Source organism: Pantoea sp. X-Soil-TKNS-1211 (assembly GCF_059730495.1).
This window is the reverse complement of record NZ_AP035954.1, coordinates 393041-408164: the sequence shown is the minus strand read 5'-3', so window position 1 is coordinate 408164 and position 15124 is coordinate 393041. Positions and strand designations below refer to the sequence as shown.

Annotated in this window: 5 protein-coding genes; 2 read left to right on the top strand and 3 right to left on the bottom strand. The window is 52.0% G+C overall.

Annotated features, from left to right (window positions below; genetic code table 11):
• Positions 1 to 40 precede the first annotated feature (40 nt).
• Complete coding sequence (locus AC6I8W_RS22280) at positions 41 to 1063, bottom strand: DUF481 domain-containing protein (RefSeq protein WP_497838307.1); 1023 nt, start codon at positions 1061 to 1063, stop codon at positions 41 to 43.
• 86 nt (positions 1064 to 1149) lie between these two features.
• Positions 1150 to 10425, bottom strand: coding sequence for an autotransporter-associated beta strand repeat-containing protein (locus AC6I8W_RS22275; protein ID WP_497838791.1), 9276 nt, complete (start codon positions 10423 to 10425; stop codon positions 1150 to 1152).
• A gap of 630 nt (positions 10426 to 11055) precedes the next feature.
• Between AC6I8W_RS22275 and AC6I8W_RS22270 the strand changes: the two genes are divergently transcribed.
• Positions 11056 to 11322: a YdgH/BhsA/McbA-like domain containing protein gene (locus AC6I8W_RS22270; protein ID WP_497838306.1), complete on the top strand. Its 267-nt coding sequence runs from the start codon at positions 11056 to 11058 to the stop codon at positions 11320 to 11322.
• A gap of 41 nt (positions 11323 to 11363) precedes the next feature.
• Here AC6I8W_RS22270 and fhuE read toward each other — a convergent pair whose 3' ends face one another.
• Positions 11364 to 13565: a ferric-rhodotorulic acid/ferric-coprogen receptor FhuE gene (gene fhuE, locus AC6I8W_RS22265; protein ID WP_497838305.1), complete on the bottom strand. Its 2202-nt coding sequence runs from the start codon at positions 13563 to 13565 to the stop codon at positions 11364 to 11366.
• A gap of 440 nt (positions 13566 to 14005) precedes the next feature.
• Here fhuE and AC6I8W_RS22260 point away from each other — a divergent pair, with 440 nt between their 5' ends.
• Entirely contained in the window at positions 14006 to 15100 is a 1095-nt protein-coding gene (locus AC6I8W_RS22260; RefSeq protein WP_497838304.1) for a YncE family protein, read from the top strand.
• Positions 15101 to 15124 lie beyond the last annotated feature (24 nt).

The window sequence follows — 15124 nt, the reverse complement described above, 5'->3', positions numbered from 1 at the left end:
GGCTTAGCATGAGAAATTATGCTCCTGGTGTGGCGCAACATTACCATTTCAGTCCCACACCAGTATTGAAGATATGTTCATTCAGCGTATCCCGAGTGCCGCTAACCAGGTTGTGGTGGTAACTGATATTGAGTGTGGACCATGATGTCAGGGCATAACGTAATCCCACTTCCGCATCCAGTGAAAATATGGCATCTCTGTCAAGCGAATGACCCAGTTCACCGTTGGTGTAGAGAGTGAACGTTTTATCATCGAGATAGCGTTGGTAATCCCAGCGTAAGGTTGCACCGGCATGGGTATCTGACGCGCCATCGCTATAACCATAGCTAAATCCTCCGGCAAGAATAGAAACCGAAAATGCGCCAAACTCATTGTCCCATAACTGGTAGCCCGGCCCAGTGCCAAGCAGAAACTGACGAGAAATATCCTCTATCCAGTCCCGTTTATAGGTGGTTCGCGCTTGCCAGAAATATTGTTCATGGAACATGTAGTCGACAGCGTAACGCAGGCTGTAATTATCAGTATTAACCTGAGCATTCTCCTTGTCGCGGTTAAACGTACCGCCACTCTCATGACGCCATTTGCCTTTACTGGCTTTGGCGTTAAAAGCTAAATCATAATTCTGCGTATCCGTTGATGCATGTTTCAGGTTAATTCCTGCATCAATATGTCCGGTCAGACTCCACTGGTCGGTTCGAGTCTTCGCCTTCATAAAGGCAGCAACGGTATTGACTGAAATCTTCTCGTCATAATCGGGAGCCAAAACCCGGAGGTATCCGGGTGTGGAGGGGAGAATAGTTAACTCGTGATTCTCGCCGGTTAGGTTATTTTTTAGTACCAATGGTTTTTCGCTCAGCATGGTACTGACCGATGACCATTGCAGCAAAACATCCCCGGCATACGTTGTGCTGATCTTTAATTTACCGTCATTCAACGATTGCACTGTACCGGTCAAGCGATCGCCGTTGTTTAGCCAGACCACATCGGCGTCGACATTGCATACGCCAAATGCCCCTGTCATGAGCAACAGACGGGCAGAAAACCGATACGCACTTATTGCCATAGTGTTCCAGTGAAGGGAGGGTGTACCTAAGCATTGCTGACAAATCACGCTGGCGCTATGCCATCTTGCTAAAAAGGATAAGGCAATCAGAAGCGCATCTTCACACCAACAGAGGCGGCCAGACTGGCATCTACATGGGTATCACCGCCATTATTCCAGCTTCTGCCGATTTCACTGTATGCCTGGACTTTTTCACTCACAAACCAGGTTGCGCCTACAGCGGCTTCGGTGGTACTGAATGACTGGTCAGCAGTGATGGTGGTACTTCCGGCATTGTTGGCGGTATTGGCCCAGGTCACGTTGTCCTGACCATTTCCCAGCATCTGCCAGAGATTCACGCGGAGATACGGTTTCACCTGACCGTAATCCGTGCTGTAGTCAGCAGCAAGACGCACCCCAAGACGGCCAATTAATGTGCCATCCGCATCAACGTCAACTCGCGTATTTGCCGCACCCTGTAACGTAATGCTGTCGAAATCACTGTATTGATAAATCAACTGTGCCTGTGGTTCCAGTGACCATTGGCTATTGCCGAGTTGCCAGGGTTTACCGGTTTCAACGGAGGCGGCAAAGGAGTCACCGTTGGGGTGCACGCTGCTGCGATTGACGCTGTTTTTCAAATCAACGTCATGATGCCCGTACTGCAAGACATTATCGATGTACCAGCCATTGTTATCGATCCAGGTGGCGTAACCACCCAGATAAGTGGAAAAGGTGGAGTTATACGCACCACCGACTCCCATGCCGGTATTACCATTAATTGCCGTGTCATTATCCAGCAGCGTGGTGTATACCCCCATGCGCCAACGATCATCATGATAAAGATCGCTGCCAATCTGCATGCCGCTGAACTGCGATGAAGTGCGACTCTGTAATGGGTCATTTAACTGTTGATCAACCGTCCTGGTCAGATAGCGCGCCCAAAAACGCCCCTGTTGGTCTTCCGCGACAGTTGCTTGCCAGGGTTGCTCATCACCGACGCGTTGGTGCAGGGTGCCCAAAACGGCGAGGTCAGCTTGACGAATAATGGCCGCAAGGGTATCGAAACCAGGGACATCCGGTCGATAACCCGCCCGAAGATACCAATCCTCTCCCTGACCCTGAGCATCACCCGCGAATAACTGATATTGCCAGGCACCTGCCATCAACGCATCGGCCCCAATACTGAACGCATCCCTGGTTGTTTGGGCCGTCGTGGTGCCGCCGTTAATCGCCTCCACCACCACAATACCATCACCTTCGGTTGGCTCACCGAGCTGGCTGACATCAATATCCAGCAGTGTATGCCCGGTGGCGGTGCCACCACTCACAACCAGTCTGTCGGCAACGCCTGGGCTGTGCTGTTGTGCTGCAATTTTGATAACACCATTACTACCAACATAATCCCCGGTGACAGTGAGTGTCGAACCAACATCACCACCAAGCAGGCTAACCGTACCCTGATTGAGCAGGTTAGTGACGGTTTGATTAAACCCACTACTGTCCAACACGCCTGTCTGGCTCACCACGTAGGTAGAAGCGGGGCTAAAGGTATTGCTGGCAACTGCCTGCAAGGTTCCCTTTTCAACCAATGTCAGGCCGCTCCAGCTATTGTTGCCTGCAAGACGGGTCACACCGCTTCCCTGTTGCCAGAGTTGGCCGCTACCAGAGATATCGCCATTTAGGGTAAACGTGTCAGCCCGGCTGCTGATCAACAGACTTTGGTTATCAATATTCCCCGCCAGGTTACCGTCATCAGTTAACTGCAGGGTGCCAGCATCAATATGCATGGTGCCCTGAAAGGTATTATTAGCGCTTAAGGTCAGTGTACCGCTGCCTGATTTTGTCAGATCGCCGTTGCCGCTGATGACGTTGCTCAGGTTGGCAGCAAAGGTTTGGGTATCAATTGTGCCGCCGTTCGTGGTCAGCACCACAGGACGATTGCTGACGAATCCGGCACCATAGCGTAACGCGCCTCCATCAAGGGTCAGTGATGTTCCTGTGGCACCTAAATTGTTATCACTGGAGACCTGGATGACACCGGCGCTAATAACCGAGCCGCCAGAAAAAAGGTTATTGCCATTGAGTAACAACGTGCCGAGATCGGTTTTATGTAATGTGCCACTGCCGATCAGCGAGGTGTTGAGGGTGGCGAGATAATTAGCCCCCTGCACGCTGCCGTCACCCACTCGGAGCACAGTATCCGCCGCCGCGAGCGTCAGCGTATCACCGCTCAATACATAACCATTGCTGGCGAATTGGGCACCAGAAATCCCCACGTCACCGGCAGAATTATCGATCGTGACGGTGCCAGCTTCTCCGCCAAAGACGGCAAACGTATTGTTGCTGAAGGGGGCGTTGTAACGACCTGTGGGGGAGGTGGTATCGGTGGTCCAGTTATCATTCCCGCTGCCGTTTTGCCAGATGCCATCCCCTCCCTCAATCGTGCCATTATTTTTCATTTCTCCGGCGTTACCGCCTGTACCATCCCAGAAACGGAGTTGTACACCGGCGTGATTAACCAGATTGACCTGCCCGGCGATCGACGTCTGGACATAGAGATCGTCGGCTGCGGCCGGAGCGTTGCCGATCACCATTTGATTGTCGGTCAGAATGCCGTTGTAATTGAACACCCGATAGACGCCGACGTCGAAACTCCTACCACTGGTCGGGGTGATATTTAACTGACCATCCAGCGTCAGATCGCCATTGACGTTAATCAGATCGTTGTAGGTGCCACCCACGCCATACACTTCGCCGAATTGATAATCCAGTTGTGAAGCATCATGTAATGTCAGGCTCCCGAGGGTAAAGGTGCCGACACTGGCGCTATCGCTGCCAGCCGCCAGATGCCCACCATCCTCCACCATCACCGTCGCGCCCAACGTCCCGCTGCCACCCAGCGTGGCGGCAGCATTAACGGTGGTTAAGCCGGTAGCCGCGGATTGGTCGCCATTGACCATGAGCGCGCCTTGTTGCACCAAGGTGTTACCACGATAGGTGTTATCGCCTGATAATGTCAGCGTGCCATTACCCACTTTTTCCAGCCCACCGTTGCCGCTGATCACGCCAGTGATCCCGTCGTCGCGTGCAAGATTACCTTCCTGGAGGTCAGCCGCACCGAGCAAGATATTTCCGGCACCGGAAAGTGATCCAATGCGGGTCAATTCACCGCGTGTAGAAAGATCGACCGTTGCGCCTGAGAGGTTACTGATGCTGGCATTTTCTGCTTGAGCTGCATCGGCAAAGATCACTGTGCCGTTATTGGAGACCTGGGCATTGCCACCATTCGCATTCTCACTGAAAGTCAGCACTGAACTGGCATCGGTGTTGATGCTGGCATTCGCACCATAACTGCTATCGCCCAGCACCATCTGCGCGCCATTGGTCAGGTTGAACAGATGACTTTCTGCCTGAGTGCTGTTGTTAAGATTGAGTTGTGCCCGGTCGCTGATGTTGAGCTGGCTGTCGGCGCGCCCAAATCCTCCACTAACGTTGGCATCAACCACCAACTGCCCATTACCATTTTTACCATTGATGGTCGTATTTCCCTGATAGCGGTTGACTTGATTGAGCGCCAGCGTTCCGGTCGCCGTACCGGTAGAAGTGTCCTCAATGGTGAGATCACCGTCTCCGGCAATCAGTGACGCCGCAGTCAGATTGTGTCCGTAAACATCCAGCGTGCCGCCACCACTGGCATCGAGAAACAGGGTACGGTTAAGGGTAAAATCACCACCCGCCTGCAAGGTAGCAGCATTCTTCAGTGTCACGCTGGTGCCTGTAGCACCCAGGCTGGCATTGTTGGAGACCTGAAGAATCCCGCCCCAAACTTCACTACCGGCAGAAAAATCGTTATTGCCGTTGAGGATTAAACGCCCGGCATCGGTTTTCAGTAATCGAATGCGGTTGCTGTCCAGGCCATCTTGCCGCAGGCTGGCGTCAATGGTGGTGGTGATATCTGCGCCATTGCCGCCGTCGCCAACGCGGATGACATAATAAGTGTCGGCAACCGACTCGCCGAGAGACTGATAGCTGTTAGTGGGAATGGGAACGCTCTCGGGGAAAGACTCGGTTACAGTACTGATGTAGTTGAGCGTCGACGCAGCATTCAGTTGGCGAAGGACATAACCATCAGCGGTAAACTGCATGCCGGAATTGAGCACCCGACCATTGATATTGCTAATCTGCACATCCCCGCCGGTCCCCTGGAAAATCGCAAAAGCGGATTGCGACCATGGCGCGTTACCCACACCGGTTGACTGTGTCCAGTTATTGGTATCCCCGGCGATGTTGGCTTTCCAGACGCCATCGCCTCCCTCAACGATCCCATCTCCGGTCGTGCCGTCACCGTGATTTGCGGTATCTTCGCCATCCCAGAATTGCAGTTCACTGGCTGGATCGACAAAGTTAAGTATCAGGTTTACCTGATTGGCGATATTGGTTTGAATGGAGTAGGTGCCTCCCTCATTAGGCGGCAGGCTATTAATATCCAGCGTGTTATTCGTCAGCGAACCGGCGTAATTAAACAGTCGGTAGACACCCGGTAAAAAGCTACCTCCCGGACTTAATGCCACATCCAGTAAGCCATCCAGAATCAGATTTCCTTTTACATCGACGAAGTCATTGAAGCTTCCGCCAGGGGCGTAGGCTTCACCCAACGAAAATTGGCTATTGGTGGAGGAGGCAAGGCTCAGATCGCCATTGATGGTCAGCGTGCCAATACCATTATCACCAGGCGACAGAGTGCTACTGTTTGCAAAGATTACATCACCGCCGATGACGCCGTTACCCCCCAGAGTGGCCGAGGAGGCGACGTTGGTCACACCGGTCGCGGCACGCTGATCACCATTGATTAACAGGGTTCCCTGATTGACCTGAGTGATACCCGTCCAGCTGTTATTACCGCTGAGTCGCGTTAAGCCACTGCCAATTTGTTGAAAGTCACCGCTACCGGCGATCGCGCCGTTGAGTGTTACCGTGTCACTACGATTAACGGTGAGTACACCATTATCGGTGATGTTGGTACTGGCCGAGAGGCTGCCGCTGGTGCCGCCATTGCCTAACGTCAGCTCGCTTCCGCTACCTATCAGCGTCGAACCGGTGTAACTATTGGCGCCTAACAGCACGGTACTTCCACCGCCAGTACGTGTCATACCGCCGTCACCGCTGATTACGCCGCTATAATCCTGGTTTTCGTTCCCATCGAAAATGACCTGGCTGGTACTGCCCGACGTGCTGATGTCGTAATTACTGACGGATGCGCTGCCGCTGGCGTTGAGATTGTTACCACTGCGCAGAATGGCTCCGCCACTCACATTGATCGTGGGTGTCCCTGATAGTATGAGGTCATCCTGAATCCGCACATCACCGCCATTCAGTGACAGAGTGCTCCAGCCGCTGCCGATGTTGGTGCCTTGACTCAGGTCGTCAGTCGTAAATGACCCAACGGTGGCCGTGGTGCCATTGAAAAGCAGCGTGCTGTCGTTTCCACCCTCACTGAGGATATGGCGCGTATTGGTCAGTAAGACATTGCCCAGGGTTGCGTTATCGCCCCCGTCACTACCACTGAAGGTGATGCCGCCGGAGAAGAGGCCACTATTCCAGTTGAAGCGATCAGCACCGCTGCCGAGCGTAATTTCTCCCTGTGTATTTCCTCCCGCCAGGGTCACGTTATCTGTGCCGCTACCGGTGAGAATGACTTGTGAAAGGGCGTTCGCTGCCTGGAGACTGCCCGTGTTAGTTAAGTTGGTATTCCCGCTACCGGAGGCATCAATGACAGTAGCCGAATTGCTGGTGCTGCTGATACTGCCGCTATTAGTTATGGTGCGGTTTGCCGCGCTGCCATTTATGGCAACCACCGGTTGGCTATTGGTCGAACCTGAGCTGGCAATGGTACCGGTATTGGTAAACTGTGCGGTGTTGGTTGCCAGTATCGTACTACCGGTATTACTGCTGGTCTGGATCTGTCCACTGTTGCTGACACCACTGGCGTTGGTTGCGACGATTGCGGCACCGCCAACCGCGCTCATGCTGATATTGGCACCGGAACTGACGTTGCCTGCGGTATTGCCGAGAATACCGATGCTGCCTGTTCCCGTGCCATTTATCGTGTAACCATTACTGATCGTCAGATCGCCGCTGGTGGCAGATCCATCTGCCTGTTCAAAAGCAAACCCCTGACCGCTGCCGCTCACATTGAGAATATTGCCGCTGCCTTCTGCGTTGAAGGTCACGGCAGTGCGAATGGCTGGACCGTCGGAAGCGTTAATCGTGACAGTATTCAGGTTGATGTTGGCGGTATTGGCGTTGTTATTGATTCCCGCACCACTATCGGAGATCGCGATGGTGGTGTTGCTGGCGGAAAAACGGCTGGCACCGTTATCCATCAGTACCCCGTCAGCACCTCCAGACGCGATGATTTGATTACCCGTGCCGTTAACGGTGAGGGCTGCGCCGGTTCCGGTGAGTTGCACGGCCGCCAGACCTCCGTTGGCGGTGACGCTGCCGAGACGGTTGACGAGCGCCCCCGCACCCTGAACGCGGATACCGACATTTCCGCTACCCGCAGCACCGCCCACGGTAATGGCGCTGTTATTCGTTAGGGTGCCGCTGTTATCAATACTGACGCCAATATTATCGTTGCCCTGCACGTTGACTGGCGCATTCACCGTCGCGGTGCCGCCGTCATGTAACCAGATCCCCTTACCAAGCTCGCCATTCAGGTTGATGCCGGTGCTGCCATTCAGTATCAGGTTGCCCAGATAGGATACGTCGTAACCGGTAATGCCACTTTGCAGTGAAGAGGTCGTCGTAGCGGCGGCAGACGTTACATTGGTGGTGAGAGCGTCGCTGTCTCGTGTGCCATCGATATTGTAGTTACGCCCATCAATACGCACTGCGGTAGTGTTGTCATGTGTCAGGATGATGCCACCGTCATTAATGGTGCCAATGGCACCGCCCGATACCAACACGCCGACGGCATTTTCACCGTTCACGGTAATGGTTGCTGGCCCGGTGGTCAGGGATGTTGCGATGTTATTGACGCTATCCACACCATTGGCAATCACGCCGATGGCGTTGTCGCCACTAATACTGAGTTGGTAGGGCGAGCCGCTGCCATTATCCCCATTGAATACCGCCCCGTTATCCACGGCAAACAGCACCGAGTTGGCCTGGCCATTATCATTGATGCTGGCGTTACTGACGTTAATTTGCGCCTGATTCCCCCAGGCGTAATATCCAATCTGATGATCATTTTCGAAGGATAGCGAGGCATCGCTGCCGACATTGATCTGCGCGTTACCGCGCGCATGCACGCCTATGGCACCTGCTGAAAGTAGGCGGATAGTCGCCTGCAAATCCACCGAAGCTGGCTGGCTGTTTAATCCCTCGGCGTAAACCGCATAGTTGCGATAGGTATAGACGTTGCCATCGCTACCCCCGGTATCGCCAGCGCTGCCTACCGTGATCTGACTGCCAGAACTGGATGTGACACTGGCCGCGTTGTCGCGCGCCTGTAAATAGATGGCAATATTGTTGTCGCCATCAACGAAAATAGTGCCGTTATTTGTCACGTCACCTTGGTTATCGACCACATAAAGACCGTAATCACTGGCCGCAGCAGCATTCACCAGTTTCCCCAGTACGTCGATACGACCGTTATTGACCGCAGACCCCAAGGCATTATCCATCAGCAGACCGGCTGCATTGCGCGTACTGTCGCCGATATAAATATTGCCTGAATTCACGATGTCGCCACTGCTGCTGGAGTAAATTCCGGCAGATAACGCTCCGCCGCCAGCCATAGTGATAGCGGTGGGCGTGCTGTTATCAATAATCGGGTTATAACCCAGATAAAGATTGCCATTGTTCAGTACGCTGGCATTTTGGTCAGCATAGAGGGTGTAACCTGCCGCCCGGCCCTCGCTATTGTGGCTATTACCCACCAGTGCAATGGTGGCGTCGCTGCTGTTGGTCACGCTGCTGCTGCCTGAAGCGTACACACCTTTAGCATTGGCCGTGGTGCTGTCAGTGAGTGCGATGTTGATGTGGCCATTATTAGTGAGGGTACTGGCTCCCAATCCTTGCATTGCCACACTGCCAGCATTGTTGACATTCTGATTGCTGCCATCTTTTTCCAGAAAAAGACCACTGTTCAGAATGCCGTTATTAATCGCCGCAGCATCGGTGACCAGCATGCCGATAGGTTGTGGGCTGGCGCTACTACTACGCCAACTATTGATGGCACCGTTGTTTGTCAGGATGGCACCACTGTCACCTCGCATCACTGCCGTTGCGCCATCAACTGCCAGTGAGCCTGAACTGACAACAGAGGCACTGGCACGCGAACCGCTGGCATAGATAACATTGAGGTCGCCGACTGGCAGGGTGGCATTGTTATTGTGCGCAGCCATATCGTCCCAGACATGGTAATTAAGGTTGATACTGGTCTGCTGCTGTTGCGCCAGCAAACCACTAATGATGGCGTTGTAAACGCTCTGGGCTTCGGGAGCCGAGTCGATGACTTCACCGTTTACCGTTGCCCCCGCTGTCAGCCAGTACTGTACCTGTGGGTTGCCCGCATAATCATTCTGGCCGATCAGATAATCGTTAACCTCGGCAATATCGGCGGAGGAAGTGATTTGAAACGTTTGCGAACCCGCCGCTATGACGTGCTCACCAATCTGCACATAGTTTGGCAAAGTCAATGTGTAGTTATATTGCGCACTTTGCGCGCTAACACTCTGGTTATCAGTGGCAATAACGGAAGCCGGTTGAAAATGGATAAAATTGTCTGACAACCAATTTACCTGGCTGTTTGCTGTGCTGCTGCCAAGGGCCTGGGCCAGGACTGAATTCTTCGCCAGTAAATCCAGCGTGTTTGCAGCGGCGGCAATTGGGGTGGTTCCGGTGGTATCAGCACCGACATTGATATTTGCCGTACCTCCGGTGGATGAGAGGGTGACAAGGCCAAAATTATTGTAAATCCTGAATGAATCCGCATCGTATACCGGCAACAGCAACTCACTTACCGCAGTATCATCCGCTGATACAAAGGTGGTGGAGTCGTAGACATTGATTACCTGGTAACTCCCTTCCAATCCTGGGATCTCGACATTTAACTCTTGATTTTGCTGTGGGTTAGCCGGGGAGGGGGAATAAGTATATTGATCAATATTTTCACTGGTAATGGGGGTAACGTTACCCTGAGCATCGGTTGCGGTAATGACGGTAATGCGTCCTGCATTACTGCCGCTGGCATCAGGTAACGCATTCAGCACAGATACGGAAGAGGCTGATCCGTTTGTACTGCCAGTTATTAATGGAATATCCCCCAATATATTCAAGGTGGTGCCAGCTGGATAATGATTAGGTAACGACATATTGTCCAGGCTAAAAGCGAAGCCGGTGGTCAAAACAGAATCATAATTAATTCCTTGATTATCAGGGAATGAGTAACTGGGGTATGCCGTTGACCAGTCAATGTCATCAGCATAGCTTGAAAACGTGAGACTTAACGCAAGAAATAAAATGATTGAGGTGCCAGTTGTGTTACTTGCCCGACATTTGTGTGTGATTTCCGGCACAGGAACAGTGCCATTCATTACATAACTCCAGACCAGGCGATAGACATGGTTCATAGTGGCCTCTGCTATAAGCACATGACTTTATAGGTTTAATTTATTGTTTTTACATGTCGAATCATGATCATTACGATTTCCTTACGATCAACACTAGTACAAGTTATAGGAATGAAAAGATCAGCGTGAAATAGTGGCTTCGCTTAGTGAATAAAAAGAGATGAAATAAAGCGAAGCGGCAGGGCGGAATTCCCTCCTGGTTTTTTATTGCCGTGACGTGTGTAAAATACTGATTCTTATAACTATGATTTGCGAGGTTGGCAATGGTTTTTAATTAACATCGCTTCTCTGATTGCAATATCTAAAACTTAGTCTAAAAATTTAATGGCGAGTATAAAGAGTCACTTCCCCAATCATCTCTGAGGTTTGATAATGAATAAAAACTTGGCAGGCATGATAGCATTGCTCACCGCTTCGTTAATTTGTGGTTCAGCCTTTGCGGCAAAGGAAATCAGTAAAGCCGAAGCGAAGCAATATGAAAAAGTCGGGACGGTAAGTTCTACTAAAGAACATACCTCGCCACGTGCGGCGATGGAGGAAATTTCTAAAAAAGCGGATGAGATGGGCGGCAAATATTTCGTCATCACTTCAGGTAATGAAGGTGACAAAGTTCGTGCGACAGCAACGGTTTATAAATAAATACGCAGCGCCCTGTCAATGCAGGGCGCTGCCATTCATTATCAGAACTGGTATGACACGCTGACCGAGAAATTACGCGGTTCACCGTAAACATAGTTGTTCATGTAGGTGTAGTAGGTGCGATCGAACAGGTTATCCACGTTAGCCTGCACCGCGACCTGTTTAGTGACCTGATAGCGGGCAAACAGGTTAGCCAACGGGTAGCTGCCCTGATAAACGCGCTGGGTGCTGCCATCTGGTGTGGTGTCATCTTGGAACACACGGTTCTGCCAGGTGATACCGCCACCAAATGTCAGGTCCGGCAGCATCGGCAGCTGATAGCGAGTGAACAGCTTGAAAACGGTTTGCGGTTGGTTGGAGTTATAACGTCCATCCGAATCACGTGCGACATAGCGAGTGGCACCGAAGGTCATTTGCAGGTTATCAGTAAGCGCGCCGTTCAGTTCAAACTCAGCACCTTTGCTACGTGCACCTTTCGTCGCCTTGTATGCCTGTTCGCTGCTGTTATTGACGTAAACGTCATCAATGGCCTCACCAACGTTATTCTGCTCAATGCGGAAGACCGCCATCGTTGCCGTCAGGCGACCATCAAACCAGGCTGATTTCAGACCCGTTTCATAGCTTTTCCCGGTAACCGGTGACAGGTAGTGACCGCTGCTGTCACGATAGGTTTGCGGCTGGAAGATTGAGGTATAGCTGGCATAAGCGGACCAGGTATCGTTGATGTCATACACCACACCCGCATACGGCGTGATGTTGTTTTTATCCATATTGCCGCTGCTGCCATTGGTGCTGTATTGGGTGTAACGTGCACCGACAATCAGCGACAGCGGATCGGCCAATGAGAAACGCGCGGCGGTGTAGGCTGACTTCTGACGGACCACATCGTCAGAGTTCTGATACCAGTCACTCCAGTCAGGTTCAGCAATGCTGCCATTCCAGTGATTATTGAACACGCCAATATCTCCGGTGGCGATATCGTAGGCGTCCTGATCGGTCACGCCATCACTGCTATAGGTTTTATTGTGCTGACGGCTATAGTTCACACCCAACATCAACTGATGCTGGCGACCCAATAACTCGAACGGACCGCTGGCATAACCGTCTACTGAGGTCAGCTCACGTTTGCCGCGGTCCATACTGCCGAAGCCATCGGCGCCTTCTCCGGTATCCTGATCCGGCATGGAGAGATAACCGACGTACAACAATTTGTCGCTAAAGGTGTTTTCAGCGTGGGTGCCGTTCAGACGGAAGGTCCAGCCGTTATCAAAGTTATGTACCAGGTCGGCATACACTTTACGCACGGTGGTGTGGTAGTAGGTCCAGTCTGCGGAGGAGTTCAGACTGCGATCGTAATGGGTCAGTGAACCATTGCTGTAAAACACCGGATTCCCCGCCCAGGTGGGGTTTTTGGTGTCGGCATCCTGATAGTCATAACCGAGCGACACCGTGGTGTTATCGGTGATATCCGCATCGATCGTGCCATAAAGGAATTTGGTGTTTTTGCGGTAACGATCCAGCCAACTGTCCTGATTCTGATAACCTGCGATGACGCGGCCACGCACCGATCCGGATGCATTGAGCGGGGTAGAAACATCCGCCACATAACGCTGCTTATTCCAGCTGCCGTAGCTGGCAGTCAAATTCCCGGTGAACTCTTTGCTGTCGGCGTGTTTACGCACCATGTTGACTGACGCCGCCGGGCTGCCTGCGCCGGTCATCAGTCCCGTCGCACCACGTACCACTTCGATACGATCATAAATTGCCGTATCGGAAGCTGTATCACCATAGTTCCAGGCATCACCCATAGAGGTCGGGATGTCGTCATAGGTGAAGTTAGTGAGCTTAAATCCGCGCGAGTAGTAGTATGAACGTTCGCTATCGTCCTGCTCACTGGTGATGCCGGTGGTGTTTTTCAGCACATCATTCACCGTTTGCAGTTGCTGATCCTGCATACGCTGCTGGGTGATGACGCTGACAGACTGTGGCACATCGCGTGGCGTCAGCAGCAGCTTAGTCCCGGCACGGGTGGTTTTTACCTGGTAATCGGTTTTGTCCTGAGCGGTGGTGTCACTACTGGTGTTGGCATTGACCACCAGATCTTGCTGAGTCGTGGTGGTATCTGCCGCCAGTGCTGGATTGAGCAGGGCGTGTACCGCCATTGCCAACAATGACACGGTGAAGGTTTTGCGGATACCAGACGCGCCTGATACCGCGCGAGTTTCCCTGCGATTCGAAGACATAATATTTCCCGCCAAAATAAACGTGGTCTGCTGTTGTGTCGCTTCTGATTTTTATGACGTCGCAGCTATGCTGCGGCATTTAACGCTAAGAAGCGCATAAATTGAGAAAGCCAATGATAATCATTTGCTTTAAAAATTCTAAAAAGGTTTCATTCAATTATGTAAACATTTGTATAGGTGATTTAAATCAATCGGATAGGGTGATGGATGACCTTTTAATTGCTATCGTTTACTTAATTCAGCCGGGGATTTCGCGTTGAAACCGGGTATTTTTCAGCTGAAAATCGCGTTTACGTTACAGGTGATTCATCTCTGCTAACCCATTGTTTACGGCTAATTTGCTTAGTTTCCGTTAATGCGTATGATTCTCATTCTTTCTACGTTCCTTCCGTGATGGCTACGGCCTGCCGGAATCCGTTTATCCATTGATGGAGTTCAGAATGAAATCGTTTTTCAGCCCGCGCCAGGCCGCCATTGCTGCCGCCGTCATCGCCGCCTTTAGCCTGACGGCCTGTCAGGCTCCGGCCAAAAAAGCAGAAGCACCTGTTGCTGCTACGCCGGTGAAACCCGCGGATACGCAGTTGACCCAACGCGTACTGGGTGATGGCCTGTATGAACTGGCGTACTCACCGGCAGCGAATGCGTTGTTTGTTGCCAGTGCTCAGGGCTTCAAAGATGTAAACGGCGGGATGATTTATCGTCTCGACCCCACGACTCTGGCGACCAAAGGCGAAACCCATACCGATCTGAAAAACTTCGGCATGGCGATTGAGGGCGAAGGTAGCGTGTTCTACACCACCAACTCGCTGGATGGTGGCGTGTCGAAAGTCGATGCGCAGAGCGGCAAAGTGCTGGAACGTCTGATGTTGGGTGGCAAGAAAGATAAAGACGGCGATGTGCCGGGTGCACGTGAAATGCTGCTGCACGGCGATGAATTGTACGTTGGTCGGGTAGCTGATCCGGGCTTTATCTCGGTGGTCGATACCAAAACCTTCAAATTGAAAACCACCATCAAGAACGCCGGTAAGTGGGTCACGGGTATCATCTACTCACCGCTGACTGAACGCGTTTATGCTGCCAATGGTGCCGGTGAAATTGTGGTGATCAATCCACGCACCCACAAAATTGAACAGCGCTGGACGGCGGGTGATGGCAAGGAGTATCTGTTCCTGAATATGGCCGAAGATCCGGCTACTGGCCGCCTGTTCGTCACCGATGATTCCAAAGGTAAAACCACCCTGGTATTCGACGAACACACCGGCAAAGTGATCAAACGCATTCCGGGCGATGCTCTGGGCATTAAGTTCAACGCTAAACGCAATGAGATCTACATTTCGCAGCGTGAGTCGAAAAAAGTGTTGCAGCTGGACGCGACCAGCTATGCGGTGAAAAACAGCTGGTCATTCGACACCAATCCGAACAGCCTGCTGGTCTCTGCGGATGGTCAAACGCTGTATGTTTCCCTGAAGCAGGCGTTTAATAAAGACAACTCCACCCAGGGTAAAGACAGCGTGGCACGTATTGCGCTGAAATAAGTTCACCTGAACGTAGCAGCGCGA